At 40.3% G+C, this 16,805-nt stretch carries 20 protein-coding genes; 14 read left to right on the forward strand and 6 right to left on the reverse strand.

What is annotated here, in order from left to right:
- The first annotated feature begins 179 nt into the window (after positions 1-179).
- Entirely contained in the window at positions 180-773 is a 594-nt protein-coding gene (locus tag H6G75_RS12725; RefSeq protein WP_190980395.1) for a hypothetical protein, read from the forward strand.
- Positions 774-881: 108 nt separating this feature from the next.
- Complete coding sequence (locus H6G75_RS12730) at positions 882-1,673, forward strand: hypothetical protein (RefSeq protein ID WP_190980397.1); 792 nt, start codon at positions 882-884, stop codon at positions 1,671-1,673.
- Positions 1,674-1,810: 137 nt separating this feature from the next.
- Here the strand turns inward: H6G75_RS12730 and ftsE are convergent, their stop codons facing one another.
- A complete protein-coding gene (gene ftsE / locus H6G75_RS12735) occupies positions 1,811-2,548 on the reverse strand; it encodes a cell division ATP-binding protein FtsE (protein WP_190980399.1) in 738 nt (245 codons plus the stop codon).
- Between the two features lie 287 nt (positions 2,549-2,835).
- Positions 2,836-3,588, reverse strand: coding sequence for a WecB/TagA/CpsF family glycosyltransferase (locus tag H6G75_RS12740; protein WP_190980401.1), 753 nt, complete (start codon positions 3,586-3,588; stop codon positions 2,836-2,838).
- Between the two features lie 540 nt (positions 3,589-4,128).
- Here H6G75_RS12740 and H6G75_RS12745 point away from each other — a divergent pair.
- The 4 genes from H6G75_RS12745 (at position 4,129) to H6G75_RS12760 (ending at position 8,047) form a co-directional block, all read left to right on the forward strand.
- Entirely contained in the window at positions 4,129-4,845 is a 717-nt protein-coding gene (locus tag H6G75_RS12745; RefSeq protein WP_190980403.1) for a response regulator transcription factor, read from the forward strand.
- Between the two features lie 187 nt (positions 4,846-5,032).
- Positions 5,033-6,703: a SpoIIE family protein phosphatase gene (locus H6G75_RS12750; protein ID WP_190980405.1), complete on the forward strand. Its 1,671-nt coding sequence runs from the start codon at positions 5,033-5,035 to the stop codon at positions 6,701-6,703.
- A 3-nt stretch (positions 6,704-6,706) separates the two neighbouring features.
- Entirely contained in the window at positions 6,707-7,132 is a 426-nt protein-coding gene (locus tag H6G75_RS12755; protein ID WP_062295158.1) for an anti-sigma regulatory factor, read from the forward strand.
- Positions 7,133-7,606: 474 nt separating this feature from the next.
- Positions 7,607-8,047, forward strand: a complete 441-nt coding sequence (locus H6G75_RS12760; protein ID WP_190980407.1) for a hypothetical protein — start codon at positions 7,607-7,609, stop codon at positions 8,045-8,047.
- A gap of 122 nt (positions 8,048-8,169) precedes the next feature.
- On the opposite strand, the gene H6G75_RS12765 is transcribed toward H6G75_RS12760, so the two are convergent.
- The gene (locus H6G75_RS12765) at positions 8,170-8,589 is read right to left on the reverse strand and encodes a ketosteroid isomerase family protein (RefSeq protein ID WP_190980409.1); all 420 of its coding nucleotides are present in this window, start codon (positions 8,587-8,589) and stop codon (positions 8,170-8,172) included.
- A gap of 321 nt (positions 8,590-8,910) precedes the next feature.
- Positions 8,911-9,432, reverse strand: a complete 522-nt coding sequence (locus H6G75_RS12770; RefSeq protein WP_190980411.1) for an orange carotenoid protein N-terminal domain-containing protein — start codon at positions 9,430-9,432, stop codon at positions 8,911-8,913.
- 219 nt (positions 9,433-9,651) lie between these two features.
- Between H6G75_RS12770 and queG the strand changes: the two genes are divergently transcribed.
- Together queG and H6G75_RS12780 are read left to right on the forward strand one after the other, a co-directional pair.
- The gene (queG, locus tag H6G75_RS12775; RefSeq protein ID WP_190980413.1) at positions 9,652-10,623 is read left to right on the forward strand and encodes a tRNA epoxyqueuosine(34) reductase QueG; all 972 of its coding nucleotides are present in this window, start codon (positions 9,652-9,654) and stop codon (positions 10,621-10,623) included.
- Positions 10,598-11,236 (forward strand): HAD-IA family hydrolase, encoded by a 639-nt coding sequence (locus tag H6G75_RS12780; protein WP_190980415.1) that lies wholly within the window; start codon positions 10,598-10,600, stop codon positions 11,234-11,236. Before queG ends, H6G75_RS12780 begins: the two co-directional genes overlap by 26 nt.
- A 171-nt stretch (positions 11,237-11,407) precedes the next feature.
- On the opposite strand, the gene H6G75_RS12785 is transcribed toward H6G75_RS12780, so the two are convergent.
- Positions 11,408-11,782 (reverse strand): hypothetical protein, encoded by a 375-nt coding sequence (locus H6G75_RS12785; RefSeq protein WP_190980417.1) that lies wholly within the window; start codon positions 11,780-11,782, stop codon positions 11,408-11,410.
- Between the two features lie 217 nt (positions 11,783-11,999).
- Here H6G75_RS12785 and H6G75_RS12790 point away from each other — a divergent pair, with 217 nt between their 5' ends.
- Positions 12,000-12,530 carry an orange carotenoid protein N-terminal domain-containing protein gene (locus tag H6G75_RS12790; protein WP_190980419.1) on the forward strand — a complete coding sequence of 177 codons (531 nt, stop codon included), beginning with the start codon at positions 12,000-12,002 and terminating at the stop codon, positions 12,528-12,530.
- A 155-nt stretch (positions 12,531-12,685) separates the two neighbouring features.
- On the opposite strand, the gene H6G75_RS12795 is transcribed toward H6G75_RS12790, so the two are convergent.
- Entirely contained in the window at positions 12,686-13,444 is a 759-nt protein-coding gene (locus H6G75_RS12795; protein ID WP_199337855.1) for an ABC transporter ATP-binding protein, read from the reverse strand.
- Positions 13,445-14,204: 760 nt separating this feature from the next.
- Between H6G75_RS12795 and H6G75_RS12800 the strand changes: the two genes are divergently transcribed.
- The 5 genes from H6G75_RS12800 (at position 14,205) to H6G75_RS12820 (ending at position 16,781) form a co-directional block, all read left to right on the forward strand.
- Positions 14,205-14,414, forward strand: coding sequence for a DUF2997 domain-containing protein (locus H6G75_RS12800; protein WP_062295151.1), 210 nt, complete (start codon positions 14,205-14,207; stop codon positions 14,412-14,414).
- A gap of 38 nt (positions 14,415-14,452) precedes the next feature.
- Positions 14,453-14,839 (forward strand): DUF1257 domain-containing protein, encoded by a 387-nt coding sequence (locus H6G75_RS12805; RefSeq protein WP_190591532.1) that lies wholly within the window; start codon positions 14,453-14,455, stop codon positions 14,837-14,839.
- On the forward strand, positions 14,839-15,300 hold the full coding sequence (locus tag H6G75_RS12810) for a ferredoxin (protein WP_190980421.1): 462 nt from the start codon (positions 14,839-14,841) through the stop codon (positions 15,298-15,300). Before H6G75_RS12805 ends, H6G75_RS12810 begins: the two co-directional genes overlap by 1 nt.
- A gap of 252 nt (positions 15,301-15,552) precedes the next feature.
- Positions 15,553-16,185, forward strand: coding sequence for a bifunctional 4-hydroxy-2-oxoglutarate aldolase/2-dehydro-3-deoxy-phosphogluconate aldolase (locus H6G75_RS12815; protein ID WP_190980423.1), 633 nt, complete (start codon positions 15,553-15,555; stop codon positions 16,183-16,185).
- Positions 16,186-16,268: 83 nt separating this feature from the next.
- Complete coding sequence (locus H6G75_RS12820; protein WP_190980425.1) at positions 16,269-16,781, forward strand: L,D-transpeptidase; 513 nt, start codon at positions 16,269-16,271, stop codon at positions 16,779-16,781.
- The last annotated feature ends 24 nt before the right edge of the window (positions 16,782-16,805 follow it).

Here is a 16,805-nt window from a genome sequence, read left to right on the forward strand (position 1 = left end):
AAGTAGCCTGTATTACTTTGGTGATATAAAAGACATTAGTTTTTTATGGTAATCTATCAGAAAACTCACGTAAAGTTTTGAGCGTCCAGAATAGTTGAAATACCTAAGATTAGCAACGATTCTGGATTTAGAAAAAACAGCTTTAGATATAATTACTTATCTAAATCGTTCTCTAGGTAATGGTAAGGCGGGGCGTTGTGGTAAAGCAGGCTACTCTTCAATCGAATAAAGCACCAGCGTTGGCAGATTTTAAAGACGTATTAGAAAACTGTGACGTGCATATAGCTTCTGCTTGGCGGGGACAGTTAGCAGAAACTCTAGAAACCTCCAAAGTAGATGTTCCTATTTGTGTTTGTTTAAACTTAGAAGATTTAAAGTGTTTTGAATCGGTGGAAACACAATATGAACGCTGGGGTGTAATTTTCCGTAATTCAATCGCCATACAACCTTCTAACCCTGCATTTCCTACCCATTCCGGTCTCATAGTATTAATGGGTTCACCAAAAGGTGGGTTTCTGGAAGCTAATTTTGTACATCCAGTTAATTATGTTAGTGCCTATGTGACTAGTTCCCAACGGCTGGTAATGTCTGCTTATGATAGCGATCGCCAACTGCTCAGTCAAACCGTACTTCCTGGCGCTAATCTCGCTAATTCCGATTCAGCAGTACCCCCCAACATCTTATTATCTGTGACAGCCAACAATATTCACTCTGTTACCTTCTGTGCCTTTGACGGTCAATTCACCATTGACGACTTTCGTTTTTGTATTTAAGGCCAGTCACCAAGACTATCAAGAATGAGTAATATTAACTTCATCATGCACCTAATCCCTGGTAAAAGATATATTAGAAAATCTCGTTAACAAAATTAGGTAAATACTGTGGCAAAGGCTTCGTTTTCTTTGCAGCAACTAATTAACCAGATACCCAACTGGTCGCTTCCAGCGTTGTCGCCAGGAAGTCCCAAGCAGCAAAATTTCAAGCCTTTTTCCAGTTCTGGCAGTGTTCTCGGCTTCCTCACAATAGTCGTTGCAATGCTTTTATGGAACTGGAAACTGCTATTAGCTTTGATAGTTGGTGTGGGAGTAATGTTAATTACCTACTCAACCCAACAATGGAACTGGCAACAACGTTGGGGAGAAATTCAAAAATTCCTCAATGGGTCAAATCATCGGTTAGTTTTAGCTGTTGCTATTGGTGGTCTGGCAACTATTAGCACTTATATGGCCGCTGCTATCTGGGTTGACTCTCATAGCCCTTGGATAGCCACTGGCGCAATTTTGCAAGGTTTGGGAACTTTATTAACTTTAGTTTTGCTACTTTGGCAAAGTCTCAGCCGTTATCGCAATCAAGAACAAGATGTCTTTGAGCAATTGTTACTCAATTTAACAGAAGCAGACCCCTTAAAGCGGTTGCTGGCTGTACGTCGAATTACCAAATTTATTACACGCCAACCAGTGAATGCAGCATTACAGCAAGAAGTTATCCAATGTTTGCAACTTCTTTTGACTAAAGAGGAAGAAGTTATCATTCGAGAGGCAGCTTTTGAGAGTTTACAAATCCTAGACAAACTCCCAAATCTCCCATCCAGCAAAGCCACTCCTTTGAAACCAGTCAAGTTAAAGGTCAAAACTCAAAAATCTCAAGATAAAGTGCTGAGTGCTGAGTACTGAGTGCTGAGTGCTGAGTAACTTCTAAGAAAAAATATCCCTTCTTTTGATGACAAGGAGGATAAGGGAGATAGAGTCCTTGTTGAGTAAACAAATTGGATAATTTCTTTTTGGAATCTTCTGTGACTTTTGATTGTTAATTATTTCCGAGATAATCTACCGTTACGGACTTGGACTACAGGATGATTGCACCGCCGCACAAGTTGTTCGTCGTGGGTGGTCACAATTACTGTAGCCCCAAAAGAATTTAACTTTTGCAAAATTTGGATGACTTGCCAAGAATTATCGGGGTCGAGGTTTCCTGTGGGTTCATCAGCCAAAATTAATGGCGGTGTTCCCACAATGGCGCGTGCAACACTCACCCGTTGTTGTTCTCCCCCCGAAAGTTGATCGGGAAAACAGTTGGCTTTGGAAAGTAAACCCACTAATTTTAACGTCGGTTCTAAACGTCTTTGAATTTCTTTGCGAGTGAAACCTTGTGCTTGCAGTACAAATGTCACATTCTCAGCTACTGTTCTTTGGGGAATCAGTTTGTAATCTTGAAATACAATACCAATGCGTCGCCGCAACAGTGATAAGCGATCGCCCCGCAAATCTGTTACATTGCAATCATTGACAATTACCTCTCCCTGACTAGCCGATTCTTCACCATACAAAAGCTTCAACAGTGTTGATTTACCCGAACCGCTAGGGCCTGTAATAAACAAAAATTCTTTCTGTTTCACCTCTAAACTCACATCCAACAACCCGTGACAGCCATTGTTGTATGTTTTTGTTACAGAGCGTAACTGCACAATGGCAGCATTACTACTACTTTGTGGGGAAGATGTACTATCCTTTGCAGGAATATGCTGATCAGTTTTAACAACGGTTCTCATTGGCAGAATATATACACTTGCTTAGAACTAAACACCCGAAAAACTTCAATTTAAGATTCTCTTAAAAATAATGATTCCCAGGACAGCCCCAGGAATCTCAAGTTCAAAAGCAAAAATTAAATTTTTTGGAAGTTTTCAGTACTATCCGCAAGTCATGAATTAGGGAGTGTGGGGAGTGTGGAGGGAAAGACTTCTTCACCATCCTCCCATACCTCCCACACCCCTGTATTTCTCACAAGAGAGAAATACAGGTTTCCGACTCCCCATTCCCTACTCTCTACTATTCCCTAGACCGCACTTTTGGCTGTCAAGCGGTAAACAAATGCTTTCACGGCAAATTCTGGCAAAGCTAACATCCGTCGCCAACGCCAAGGTTCTTTATATAAGCGATACAGCCATTCCAAATTATTATTACCTAACCAAGCCGGAGCGCGGGTTTTGCTTCCTGACCAAATATCAAAACTACCACCAACACCAATCCAAATTGCTTGGGGACATAAATGACGATTTTGAGCAATCCATAATTCTTGACGTGGTACTCCCAAACCAACCAAAATAACTTGAGGCTGTAATTGAGTTAGTGTTTGGTGTAATATCTCTTCTTCTTCAGGAGAATGATAGCCAGAATGAGTACCGACTATATTTAAATCTGGGGCTTGCTGCTGCCAATAATCTGCTGCTTTTGTCGCTATTCCTGGTGCGCCGCCATAAAAAAAGACTTTTGTACCTTTTTGCTTTTGTCCCAGTTCTCGCAGTAATGTTTCTGCTAGTTCAATTCCTGGACAACGTTGAACCTTTTGCCAAAACAGCCACTGCAAATACAAAACCACACCAGCACCATCAGGTATCACTAACTCAGCATCGTGAATTACCTTGGCTAGTGCGCTGTCTCGTTCTGCTTGCATGGTCATTTCTGCATTCAGCGTCACTACATGAGTCCCTCTGCTGTGTTGCAGGCATTCTAGCAACCAGCCTGGATAATTACTCATAACATGAACTGGTATTCCCAGCACCGAAAATACTGTAGGCGGTTTAGACATAGCCTATTCTAATTAGCCTCACATCACACCAGATTGTCTCGAACGATAGTTTATCAAATATTTTAATCAATCGCCTGGGCAATATTGGGCAAATAGGAGTTAGCAGATTACATCGTTAAACGTTCTTCAGGGCTTTATCTGGGCGGATATTACGCAACCAAGTTGTAATGTATACCAAAATTTTTTATGATTAAAATTTCTAATGAGTATCAGTTTATCAATTTGTCATGTTTCATGACGAACCATCATAGAAATGCAATTATTACTAGCGATCGCATTTGGTCATCGTAATTAAGTAGTTGAGAAATATGAATCTGTCGTAAATCAGCCAGTATACTCATAAAAAAGGAGGTTAGCTTTTCTCTAACCCAAAATTTAAGTTTGCTTACCAGTGAAAATATCTAAGAAAATCCTACTAATAATTTACTAAGCAAAACTTCTATATTGAATTTTTATCAGTGTATTTCCATCACTATCCACTCAAATTTGTGCATCAACTCGGTTTGACAGTTCAGTTAGTTTAACGGGCAGAAGTTGACAATGAGTAAAATCCGTATTGTTTTGATCGAAGATCATGACCTCACTCGTGTTGGGATTCGGACAGCATTACAGCAAAGAGATGAAATTGAAGTGCTAGGCGAAGCTGGCAATGCTGCGGAAGGCTTAAAACTTTTAAAAATATTACAGCCAGATATTGCGATCGTCGATATCGGTTTACCAGATAAAGATGGAATTGCGCTGACCAGAGAAATTAAAGCAATTGCCACAAGCGAAGATTCCACAAAGGTGTTAATTTTAACACTTCGTGATAATAAAGAAGCCGTTCTGGCTGCTTTTGCTGCTGGGGCTGACTCTTACTGTATGAAAGATATCAAATTTGATAATTTGCTAGAAGCAGTCAGAGTTACGTACAATGGCAACGCCTGGATTGATCCAGCGATCGCCAGAATTGTGTTACAACAGGCACAAGAGAATTCTCCTAAACAGGAGACTGTCCCAAAAGAAAGTAAAAATATCCCCCAAAATCAAGACTTTGGGGAAAGTGAGGAAATAATTGACCCTTATACCCTGACAGAACGCGAGTTAGAAGTGTTACAGTTAATTGTCGAAGGTTGTAGCAATGCTGTTATAGCTGAACGACTTTATATTACAGTTGGGACTGTAAAAACACATGTCCGTAATATTCTGAATAAGCTATGCGCTGATGACCGTACCCAAGCAGCAGTTAGAGCTTTACGCTCTGGGTTGGTTGGATAAGGTAATTCCAGGATTGAAAAACCTTGGAACAAATTGAGGAAGAAGCTAACTTTGAGTAAATTTCTCACTTCAAAGCAGGTAACTTCTATGATGGGGCGATAGCTTTTTGATTAGTTTGTAGGTGGTCACTGGGTGGGATAAAAATTTTATTGTCTCGCCACACAAGTATCGGAAATGAAAGTCAAATATGACTGAGACAGAGGTAGAAAAACTCAAGCTCATGATTGTCGATGATGAGCTAGATAATTTGGATTTACTCTACCGCACTTTTAGGCGAGATTTTCAAGTATTTAAAGCCAATCATGCCCTAAGTGCGCTGGACATATTGGAAAAAGAAGGTGAGATGGCCGTGATCATCTCAGATCAAAGAATGCCAGAAATGAATGGCACTGAATTTCTCAGTCGCACAGTAGAAAGGTTTCCCGATACGATTAGGATTCTTTTAACTGGCTTTACTGATGTTGAAGATTTGGTCGATGCTATCAACTCCGGTCAAGTGTTCAAATACATCACCAAGCCTTGGAATCCTGAACGGCTCAAGTTACTAGTTGAACAAGCTACAGAGACATATCGTTTAGTTAAACAACGCACCCAAGAGTTGCGTCGGGCGCTACGACGAGAATCTTTGTTTAATGAGGTGACAACAGCAATTCGAGAATCTCTTGATTATGGCAATATGTTGCAGAAAATTGTTGCCACCATCGGACAAACCTTTGATGCTACTTGTTGCTTGCTGATCCCGGTAGAAGGCGATCGCTTAACAAATGATAAATTCTCTTATCAAGATGCCAATTCTTCTATTTTAAATTTTGCTTTTGACCATAGTCTGTTCGAGAAAGTTGTCGAAACTCGTGATTACCAACTCAATCAAGACACCTTTGATGGCAACTTTTGTAACTATTTGGTAGTGCCGCTTACCTATCAGCAGCAACTATTAGCAGTACTTGCACTGTATCAGGTAGGACGTGATGATCTTTGGCCAGATGAAGATATTAAATTGATTACCGGTGTAGCTGACCAAGCAGCTTTAGCTCTTTTCCAAGCAAAACTTTATCAACGCTTGCAAGAAAAACAAGAGCAAATTCACGCCGAATTAGAAGTAGCACGCCAAATTCAACATAACCTGCTTCGCCAAAGCTTACCTGATATCAAAGAGGCAAAGTTACAAGCCTGCTGCTATCCAGCGCGAGAAGTGGGAGGCGATTTTTTTGAAGTATTTGTCCACCCCAAAGGCGATTTATGGTTAGCAGTAGGTGATGTTTCCGGAAAAGGTGTACCTGCGGCTTTATTCATGGCTAGTGCAATTTCCGTACTGCGACGCGAGTTATCTCAAGAAACACCAGCCGAACCCCATGTAATCGTCCAAAATCTCAATCATGCTTTGTGCAATGACTTAATTAGTAACAATTGTTTTATTACTCTCGTATTAGCTTGTTATACACCTAGTACTAAAGAACTAGTTTACGCTAATGCTGGACATATCTACCCTCTGCTATGGTCTCGCCAAACTGACTCAACCCAGCAACCCAACTATCTCAAAGTACGTGGCATTCCTTTAGGTATCTTACCCACTTGGAAAGCACAGTCAGGAAGATTGCATCTTTCGACTGGAGATACTTTATTGTTAGCTAGTGATGGGATTACTGAAGCATCAGTATCTAGTGAGTTACTAAAATGCGAAAAAACAGATGCTAATCTTTCGCCAGGTAGCCACTCTATGCTCAACCAAGAAGGTCTTTGGCAACTTCTCCAAACAGAGCCACAACCACTTTCTCTGAACCATTTACTAGCTCGTATCCAAGCAAATAATCAAGTTCAAGAAGACGATCAAACTATACTTTCACTAGAGGTTTTATAAGTAATGAAAAGTGAGCTTCATGTACCAAGTGATTTGAATTATTTAAATATCGTCGAAAGCTGGTTGCTGGGATGCTTGAAAGTCAAGCTAGGAGATTCTGTAGATTGGTCTCGGCAATCCAGTCGTTTACGATTGGCTTTGGTAGAAGCCTACTCTAATGTAGTGCGTCACGCCCACAAAGAGCAGCCGAATCTACCAGTATTACTACGTTTAGAGCTTAAAGACCGAGACATTTCCCTAGAAATCTGGGACTATGGCGAAGGCTACGATATGTCTACTTACCTAGCGCCTAATCCCGTAGATAAACAAGAAGGGGGTTATGGATGGCTAATTATGAATCGGTTAATGGATAAGGTAGAGTACCAATTACAAGTTAATGGTGCTAATTGCTTGAAATTAGAAGCTACAATTCCTGAATTGGTGAAATAACCTACAATTCTTAGATGAATTTGGTTGGACAAACAGACAGACTTGTGTAGAAGTCAATAGCAAAGAAGGCGAATACTCTGCACATTAATTTGCGCTGACGTAGCCCGTTATGTTGTTGATCTGTATGTTAATCAAGCATACATAAGAATTAGCTTTGATTTCTGAATTTATTTATGTAGTCAGCTAATAGGGAGTAGGGAATGGTGGTTCGGCTCCGCTCACCAACCAGGAATGGGGAGTAAGAAAGAAACTGTACTTGGATGTAGTGATTTTTTCCCAAATCAAATGTGAGTTCTATAGGCGGTGTAAGGATATTAAGAAAAGTTAAGTTAAATGCTAACTTTTACTAAATTTATTTGATTTATAGGGGCTACTTATCAAATACTGTAAAAGATAGAGTTACCAATGCTTACTTTGGTAACAATCGGTATGAAAAATTTACCTTGAATTACAGCCAAAGTCATGGTTCCGCCTATGGAAGCTTTATTTTGTTTGTCTCCCCGTTACCGTCTTGATGATGAGTTTCCTTGGCTAGAAGGGATTGATCCCAGTCGCCATTACTGGATTGCAGTAAACGGAGACAAAAACTTAACCATAGCTATTCCTGGGTTAGTGGTTGATGCTATTAGTGACTTTAAGCAGGCTATCCGCCAATTTCGCTCTTTAGAACCAGGAGAGGAAATGACTTTGGTCAGAATGGCTAACTCTTGTAAAATTCACTGTGTTAGTCTGAATTGCTATGCGGTAGAAACGGAAGTTAACAATGCCCCTGTTTGGCATTTGTTTGATCAAGAAACTTTAGATAGCTTGTTAATGACTGCACATCCCGATTGGGTATGCGCTCCGACAGATGTCGAATTGGGACGAAGATTGTTAATGCGCTCTTTACATTTAGCAGTGGCGACTAAGAGTTAGGGACTAGAGGCGAGAATGTAGTATTGTTGACTTTGTATGGCTCACTTTTGAATAGAGCTAGTGATGAAATATTGGATCACCAAATAAGAAAAATTTCTTTTCTCGCCCCTAGCCTCTAAACTCTAATCTCTATTTTGTGGCTGTAATGCTAACAATTCTTGGGGAGAAGCTAAGAGTTTGATTTTCGTGTAAGTAATTTGCCGTTGTTGGTTCAAGATAAATAGCCAGATGACATTCACACCACACCAAGAAGTTTGGGCTTTACCTGTTACCTGAACTTGAATTTGGTGATTTTCTATGTTCTCAATAATTCCTTCGCGGGGATAGGTTTGTATATCTTGGGCTTCTTTTTGTAAATAAGCTGCGATCGCCTCTTTCCCCACAATACCAGATTCAAAAGGTGGATACATTACACCATCTGCGGTAAACAGTGCGGCTGTTTGTTCAAATTGACCTGCATTGAGACGGGCAAAATAATCTAAGATGCAAGGTTCTGTAATTCCTGCAATTTCAATTCCACTCAGAGATTTAGCAGTTTTCATAAAATTAGTAGTATTAAGCTGACTAAAAAGTAAGTATTCAGAACACAGAATGTAGAGGTCAGAAGTGATTACACTTGGATAACTCGCAGTTGGAGACTATGAAAATCTCTATCTAGTAAAGCCCCGATTTGTTCATCATTCTAAATTCTGATTCCTGAATTCTTCCACTCAAAATTAATTTGAATATAAAAGTAAAAATAAAAAAAGCTGCTTTTGAAGTAGATTGTTAACTTGCACTATTCCTCAAGAAAGAATTTGTTCCCAGATAAAAATCTAGGAACAATTTTTGACAAATCATTGAGGTTGGGAGGATATTACAGATTAGTCAGCTAAAGGATCAACACCCATTTCAGCAACTACTTTGCGAAGAACAGTAATTTGTTGACCAAAATCTAATTCTTTAATTGCTTCTAGTACTTGTCCACCGTCACGAGAAAGCTTGTAGTTGCTTGGTAATGGTACAACAAAACCCTTGACCATTAATTCTGACAATTCATACCAAAACGCTAACTTGGTGTTATTACTCAAAATACCGTAGGAGCGGGTAAAGGCAGTATTTTTCTTGGCAACCAAATCACGCATAACGTTTAGTTGCTCGGCGTGGGACATCTGCTTGATTTGATTCAGTAAACCTTCAGCTAACTGTAAACGAGCTACACCTGTAGCGGCTGGTGTAATGGAGCGTCCCATTTCTGTGTAAGCATACCACAGCACTGCTAGTTGGTCATCCACACTTAGGTTTTGAAATACGGTGATGGTGGAAGTCACGGCATCAACAGCCTGGATACTGTAGTTAACAGGGTTGGAGAAGCGGGTTGAAGCTGAATCAGAAGTGAATGTCATGATGGCACCACAGTTGATTAGTTAAGTGTGCTGAGAATCTAGTCAGAGGTTTGCAGTATTTTTTGTTGCTTTGCCTCTGACATTTCCATGTTGCATCATTTATTTACAAACCGCAAATAAAATTTACAAATAGGTGGGTTGGCAAATTTTCTATGACAGATTTGACAGTAGGGGGTATAATTAAACAGCTAAAATTTGAGCAGAGTTTAGCTCAAACACATGAATCAAGATTCTGTAACTAGCCAAGCAGTTAAAGAAAAAGCCTTAGAGTTAGGCTTTCACAAAGTGGGAATTGCTGCTGTAGAAGGGGTAGATTATACAGAAGTTCAAAGACTGCAAGCATGGATAGCACTGGGTTATCACGCTGATATGGAGTGGATGGATAACCCAAAGCGGCAAGATATTCGTTTAGTAATGCCAGAAACGCGATCGCTTGTATGTGTGGCGCTGAATTATTACACCCCGCATCAGCGCCCAGAAGGAGAAGAATACGCCAAAATTTCCCGCTATGGCTGGGGACGAGACTATCACAAGGTAATGCACAAGAAACTCAAGCAGCTAAATAGCTGGTTAGAGTCTCTGGCTGAAGGTGTAAAAGCTAGGTACTATGCAGATACTGGCCCTGTGCAGGATAAAGTCTGGGCGCAAAAAGCTGGAATTGGCTGGATTGCTAAAAATGGGAATGTGATTACCAGAGAGTATGGCTCTTGGGTCTTTTTGGGGGAAGTTGTGACCAACTTAGAACTAGAATGCGATCGCCCCCATACACAACATTGTGGTAGCTGTACTCGTTGTTTAACAGCTTGTCCCACTGGTGCAATTACGCAACCCTTTGTAGTAGATGCTAATCGCTGCATTGCGTATCATACAATAGAAAATCGAGGGGAAAAATTACCAGAGGCGATCGCACCACACTTGCAAGGCTGGGTTGCGGGTTGTGATATTTGCCAAGATGTTTGTCCTTGGAATCAGCGATTTGCCCAGACAACCGACGTGGCAGATTTTCAACCTTATCCTGGGAATATCGCGCCCAAGCTGATAGAATTAGCAAAAATCTCAGATGAGGAGTGGGATCAACAATTTCCGGCATCAGCTTTGCGGCGGATTAAGCCCGAAATGTTAAGACGGAATGCCCGTGCTAATCTTGACGCATCTAGGCAAAATAATGACTCAGAAAGTAATCGTTTTTGATTTTGATGGCACAATTGCAGATACAGTAGATGCTCTTGTTGGTATTGCCAATCGTTTAGCGACAGAATTTGGCTATAAACAAATCACTCCTGAACAACTCGCTCATTTGAGAAATTTAACTTCTAGAGAAATTATCAAATACTCAGGTGTATCTCTCTTAAAGATTCCGTTTCTCCTCAGAAAAGTTAAATCAGAACTCAAGAATAAAATTCACGAATTTCATCCAATTCCTGGAATTAAAGAAGCACTCACAGAACTGAAAAATCATGGTTATCAGTTAGGAATTATCACATCTAACTCAAAAGAGAACGTTACGGCTTTTCTCAATAACCACGAATTAGATAACTTGTTTGATTTTATTTATTCCGGAGTCACAATCTTTGGCAAAACAACCATCATCAATAATTTATTAAAGCAAAAACAACTCTCAACTCAAGCTGTAATTTACGTTGGTGATGAAACCAGAGATATCGAAGCATCCAAAAAAGCCAATATTAAGGTAGTCGCTGTCACTTGGGGGTTTAACTCTCCAGAAGTCTTATTAAAGCAAAAACCTGACTTTTTAATCAATCATCCTAGTGAACTGCTAGATGTTATTCAAAATTGTTGTTAATTTTGCTTGTGTGATCTAGCAGATTGCTAAGTAGAAGTCTAAGAATTTCAAGGCTTTCAGCAATCAATACTGTCTTCATCTATGAGACTAAGACCATAAATTAAAAATGAAGTATGAAAGATAAAGTAGAACAATTCATACTTCACACTTCATACTTCATACTTTAGATGACTATTTTTTAGGTTGACCTTTTTCTATAGCTTGTTTGACTAAATCATCACTAACATTAGATACGCCTTCATTATCAGAACGGCCAACTTCTTTAGCTAACTCTAAATAATCATCAGGGTTCCCTGTAGGCTGTGCTTCCGTGCTTCTATCTTCAGCTTCGGGGACTTCTAATTTAGGTGCAGTTGCAGCTTGGGCGGCGGCTTCTCCTTCGGGAGTGCGATCTATTTCACTAACGCTAAATTGTTGTGCAGCTGCGTAATCAGCATCAAAATCAACTTTTTGTAATTTCTCTTCACCACTAGCCATATTTTCTGCTGCCAATTGTGCATCATGGGTAGTAGCTTCATTGGGATTGGGTTTTATTGTATCAGCCATAATTTAACACCTTGTGTAATTTTATTAAATGCTGGGGCGATTATATCAAGGTGAATTTATAAATTACTGCCATCTAGGGAGAGATTATTACCTCTATTAAAAGATAGAGATAAATTTTAATTCTTCATTAAAATAAGTCTTTCTCTAGGAGGGAGATTGCAATTATCAAACTTTGTTAACTCTTAGTTTGATATGTTAATTCGCACGGTGATCAAGCATGACTGCAAGTTACGGAAACAACGCTCCTCAAGCATTAAGTAATGAAACTCAAAGTGTCGTAAAAGCTTTTAATAAGTTAGATACTGATGCTAAATTAGCCTGGTTTTATCTGGTTTATGAAAACATGGGCGATTCTATTACTCCTGCGGCTCCGGCTGCTGCTGAACCTGAATTAGCACCACTTTTATTAAATGATTATTTACAACTTTCTGATGAAGCACAATTAAATGTGATGCGGGATATAGTTAACCGCAAAGACACAGAATATTCCCGTGCCTATGGTGCATTAAAAGAAAATAATCAATTATTAGTTTGGTATGTTTGGGCAGTAGCAATGGGTGATACAGTAGTTGATTTTCCTGATGACTATGAAACTGGTAATGCGATTAATGATTTGCTATCTCAAATTGAAGGATTAGATTTTGAAGCACAAATGTCAGTTTTTAGAACTATAGCGGGTGAAATGGGCTACAGTGATGTTCAACCAATTGAAACACAAGCAGAAACTGGTAAAACTTCCAGTCTGTAAAGAGGTTAGGGGCTAGGGACTAGAGGTTAGTGTTTTGTGTAACTTAATATACTAAAACTTCTGAAGTCTTTCGTGAAGAAGAAGATCCCCGACTTCTCAAAGAAGTCAGGGATCTGGAAAAAAGGGAATCTGAAAAAACAATTTCTCAGTTCTTTTCAAACAGCCAAGTGAGTCAAATCATTGGGTGTGAGATGAGAGTGTATGACTTCACCATCGCGGAACCAAACAATGCGCTGAGTTTGTCGGGCGACATCTGGTTCGTGAGTTACCATGACTACAGTGATTCCACTGGCGTTTAATTCGGTGAAAATGTCTAACACTTCTTGGGTAGTGCGAGAGTCAAGTGCGCCTGTGGGTTCATCGGCGAGAAGAACGACGGGACGGTTGACAATGGCACGAGCGATCGCTACTCTTTGTTGTTGTCCCCCTGAGAGTTGATTTGGTTTGTTGTTTAGGCGCTTTTCTAAACCAACTCTGGTTAAGGCGACAACGGCGCGATCGCGTCTTTCTGTGGGGTTAACATTAGCATAAGCCATTGGCAACATCACATTTTCTAAGGCTGTAAGTTGGGGTAGTAGGTGAAATTGTTGAAAGACAAACCCCAATTTTTTGTTGCGGATATGTGCCAAAGCTTTATCATCCATTTGGGCAACATCAACGTTATCTAAATAGTAATGTCCGTCTGTGGGACGGTCTAAACAGCCAATAATATTCATGGCTGTGGATTTACCTGAACCAGAAGGCCCCATAATTGAACAATACTCGCCCTCGTTGATGGTCAAATTGACATTATTCAGTGCTTTAACCTCGGTTTCGCCACTACCGTAGACTTTAAAGATATTTTCTAAACGAATGATTGCCGATTTTGGTACAGGGTTAGGAACTAAGGAATCGCTAATTGAAGCAGTTGTCATAAATATAGTAATCAAGTTTGATTTTTGAAATTATCTGTACAGTTAGTAAGTAGGAAAGAGAATTGTTTGGACTTTTGCATTTACTGTATGTTTCCCCAATTACATCTGAGTCTTGTATTTATTTATGTGAAACGGGGCAAGCTGGAAAAGAAAAGGTAAGGAAAAATAAAACCTCAGCAGCTTTCAAACTTAACTAGGGACTGTCACAATGAAGCGGAGAGAGGCTTTCAATCTTGCTCCTCTTCCCTACGAGAGAAGGGAGTGGGAGCTAGTTTGAGATAAAGTTGCACACAGCATTATTCATTGGTATTTTCCTTTACTTCCTTTGCTCTCTGCCACCTGCCTGCATAGCGGTTATTTTTTAATTGGAAGTCCCTTACCTGGAATATCACCCTACAGAGAGAATAGGTTTTATCTAATCATAATGATAAACTTTTTCAATAAATTGCATAGTTTTGTGACTGACTGATCTAGCTATACTACCCAAGAGTGCTGGTTTGACAGGCTTTTATTCCTGAATTAACTAGCCTGGTTTGAAGCTTGACTATTCTAGAAGGTTAAGAGAGACTAACTAATGACAGATGTAATGACTTATTAAAATAATAACTTTTGTAAATTTTCTGAGATATTTATATTGAGAGATGGAACATTAGTTAAAAAATGGCAAGTTTGTGTCTAAGTAACAATGTTCCCCGGACAGGATTCTTAGCATTGTGCTAAGGGGTACAGTCCAAGCTTACTATCGTGGTTGGCCAAAAGCATGGAGACATTAGAATTCATAATTTATCCAGACGGTCGGGTACAAGAGAAAGTCACTGGCATTGTGGGTGCTTCTTGTGCTGAAGTAACAGCGGCAATAGAAGCACAGCTGGGGCAAGTACTTAATCAAGAGCCAACCTCAGAATATTTCGCCAATCAGTTACACCAATCTAATCAGGCGAATACACAAGCTACTTACAGCGAATGGTAAGTTTTCTAACAGTTTATTGTCGTTGATTTACAACCACCATGTCACACTTTAGCCAAATTAAGACTCAAATTCGTAACCTTGATTCTTTAAAAGATGCGCTAACCGATTTGGGCATCGACTGGAAACCCGGCCCCCGCGAGGTACGTGGCTATCGCGGTCAAACCCATCCTGCGGAAGTCACCATTGAGCAGGAAAATGGCTATGACATCGGCTTTAGATGGAATGGCAAAGAATACGAATTAGTAGCTGACTTGCAATACTGGCAACAAAATCTGTCTGTAGATGGTTTCTTGCGCCAAGTCACCCAACGTTATGCTTACCAAACAGTTGTTAAGGAAACTGCATTGGCTGGTTTTCAAGTTGCTGAACAACAAAAAAATGCAGACGGATCTATTCGCTTAGTAGTACAACGCTGGAGTGCGTAATGGCTGATTTTCTGCCTTCGCCGGAGGAACAGGAAGATAATCGTTCCGGTTTGGAACCAGAATTAGGGGGTTTTTTGCGGGATAACCCAGAACGTTCTGGTTTAGAACCGGAGTTGGGTGGAGTGTTACGCCAAAAGGGTGTTTATGTTGACGAAATCACCTGTATTGGCTGTAAACACTGCGCTCATGTTGCGCGAAATACTTTTTACATTGAACCAGATTACGGGCGATCGCGCGTAATTCGTCAAGATGGGGACGCGGAAGAAGTCATCCAAGAAGCAATTGACACTTGTCCGGTTGATTGTATCCATTGGGTAGATTACACAGAACTGAGAAACTTAGAAGATGAGCGCAAATATCAAGTAATTCCTGTTGTTGGTTATCCGGTAGATATGGCAGTTGCCACTACTGAAAAACGGCGTAAAAAACAAAAACTCAAAAACAAAAAATCCCGTTATTAAAATAAACAAATTAAATAATTACAAAAAAGGGCTGGTTCATCCAGTCCTTTTTTAGTAGAGGGAGTGGGGAGTAGGAAACCTGGATTTCTCTCTTGTGAGAAATCCAGGGGTGTGGGAGGTGTGGGAGGATAGTGAAGAAATCTTTCCCCCCTCTCTTCCCACACTCCCCCCTCTCCCCACACTCTCTGTACCTCTAGAATGTGTCACGCTGGTAGTACATATTCTTATGCCTTGTTTCCAGTCCCAGCAAGAATGTCTAATCAAGTTTGGTTATCACAGTTGCGAAAAAACAGAGCGATCGCAGTTATCCGTGCGCCCAAAATCGAATTAGGAGAAAAAATGGCGATGGCGGTAGCATCTGGAGGAATGCAGCTAATTGAGATTACCTGGACTAGCGATCGCGCCGCAGAATTGATCGCTAAATTACGGATGAAATTACCAGATTGTCTAATTGGCACAGGTACACTGTTCAACGTGCAGCAGTTAGAAGATGCGATCGCGGCTGGGGCGCAATTCTTATTTTCACCCCATATTGATATCGACATGATTCACGCCGCAGTCGCTAAAGATGTGCCAATCATTCCAGGGGCGCTGACTCCTACAGAAATTGTCACAGCTTGGCATCAAGGTGCTAGTTGTGTGAAAGTTTTTCCTGTGCAAGCAGTAGGCGGAGCCAGTTATATCAAAAGTTTACAGGCTCCCTTGGGTCATATTCCTTTAATTCCTACAGGTGGAGTCAGCCTAGAAAATGCTTCCGAATTTATCCAAGCTGGGGCTGTTGCTGTGGGCTTAAGTAGTGAATTGTTTCCAAAACAGTTGGTAGCATCTGAAAATTGGCAAGCGATCGCTCAATCTGCCAGCAACCTGATGCAGCATTTAGCGTAACAAAATACACATCTACTGGTTTTTTAGGCTAAAAAGTAAAAAGGAAGAAATTCTTAAGACTACCTTGTAAAAGTGCATACATCATGAAAAGTCTGATTGATTCTCACCCAATGCACCACTTCAAAAAAATAGTGATTAGTGCAGCAGTATGTTTGAGTGTGATTGGTGTTTGCACAAATACAGTCACAGCCAGTTCCAAAAACGAGACTATTAAACAAAATATCCAAACCTTACAAAAATCCGATCAACGTTGGATACAAGTGAATCTTGCAACACAAAGATTAACCGCCTGGGAAGGGGGAAAAGCTGTTTATGCAGTGACTATTTCCACAGGCAAACAGTCTACTCCCACACGTACTGGTAGCTTTAAAATCCAATCTAAACATAAATCAACCCGAATGCGTGGCAGAGATTATGACGTTCCCAACGTCCCTTATGCAATGTTTTACCAAGGTAATTACGGAATTCACGGGGCTTACTGGCATAAAAAATTTGGTACACCTGTAAGTCATGGTTGCATTAACGTCGCACCTAACCATGCGAAATGGTTATTTAATTGGGCATCCGTCGGCACACCTGTTGTCATTCACAAATAACCTGGACTAAGACATAAAGCTAGG

Origin of the sequence: Nostoc sp. FACHB-280, assembly GCF_014697615.1 — a bacterium.
Taxonomy (GTDB): Bacteria; Cyanobacteriota; Cyanobacteriia; order Cyanobacteriales; family Nostocaceae; genus Nostoc_B.

Bases quoted from the DNA above. Each gene is read 5' to 3' on its own strand.
- H6G75_RS12725 (WP_190980395.1), top strand. From the start codon at position 180: ATGGTAAGGCGGGGCGTTGTGGTAAAGCAGGCTACTCTTCAATCGAAT.
- ftsE (WP_190980399.1), bottom strand. From the start codon at position 2,548: ATGAGAACCGTTGTTAAAACTGATCAGCATATTCCTGCAAAGGATAGT.
- H6G75_RS12740 (WP_190980401.1), bottom strand. From the start codon at position 3,588: ATGTCTAAACCGCCTACAGTATTTTCGGTGCTGGGAATACCAGTTCAT.
- H6G75_RS12745 (WP_190980403.1), top strand. From the start codon at position 4,129: ATGAGTAAAATCCGTATTGTTTTGATCGAAGATCATGACCTCACTCGT.
- H6G75_RS12750 (WP_190980405.1), top strand. From the start codon at position 5,033: ATGACTGAGACAGAGGTAGAAAAACTCAAGCTCATGATTGTCGATGAT.
- H6G75_RS12755 (WP_062295158.1), top strand. From the start codon at position 6,707: ATGAAAAGTGAGCTTCATGTACCAAGTGATTTGAATTATTTAAATATC.
- H6G75_RS12760 (WP_190980407.1), top strand. From the start codon at position 7,607: ATGGAAGCTTTATTTTGTTTGTCTCCCCGTTACCGTCTTGATGATGAG.
- H6G75_RS12765 (WP_190980409.1), bottom strand. From the start codon at position 8,589: ATGAAAACTGCTAAATCTCTGAGTGGAATTGAAATTGCAGGAATTACA.
- H6G75_RS12770 (WP_190980411.1), bottom strand. From the start codon at position 9,432: ATGACATTCACTTCTGATTCAGCTTCAACCCGCTTCTCCAACCCTGTT.
- queG (WP_190980413.1), top strand. From the start codon at position 9,652: ATGAATCAAGATTCTGTAACTAGCCAAGCAGTTAAAGAAAAAGCCTTA.
- H6G75_RS12780 (WP_190980415.1), top strand. From the start codon at position 10,598: ATGACTCAGAAAGTAATCGTTTTTGATTTTGATGGCACAATTGCAGAT.
- H6G75_RS12785 (WP_190980417.1), bottom strand. From the start codon at position 11,782: ATGGCTGATACAATAAAACCCAATCCCAATGAAGCTACTACCCATGAT.
- H6G75_RS12790 (WP_190980419.1), top strand. From the start codon at position 12,000: ATGACTGCAAGTTACGGAAACAACGCTCCTCAAGCATTAAGTAATGAA.
- H6G75_RS12795 (WP_199337855.1), bottom strand. From the start codon at position 13,444: ATGACAACTGCTTCAATTAGCGATTCCTTAGTTCCTAACCCTGTACCA.
- H6G75_RS12800 (WP_062295151.1), top strand. From the start codon at position 14,205: ATGGAGACATTAGAATTCATAATTTATCCAGACGGTCGGGTACAAGAG.
- H6G75_RS12805 (WP_190591532.1), top strand. From the start codon at position 14,453: ATGTCACACTTTAGCCAAATTAAGACTCAAATTCGTAACCTTGATTCT.
- H6G75_RS12810 (WP_190980421.1), top strand. From the start codon at position 14,839: ATGGCTGATTTTCTGCCTTCGCCGGAGGAACAGGAAGATAATCGTTCC.
- H6G75_RS12815 (WP_190980423.1), top strand. From the start codon at position 15,553: ATGTCTAATCAAGTTTGGTTATCACAGTTGCGAAAAAACAGAGCGATC.
- H6G75_RS12820 (WP_190980425.1), top strand. From the start codon at position 16,269: ATGAAAAGTCTGATTGATTCTCACCCAATGCACCACTTCAAAAAAATA.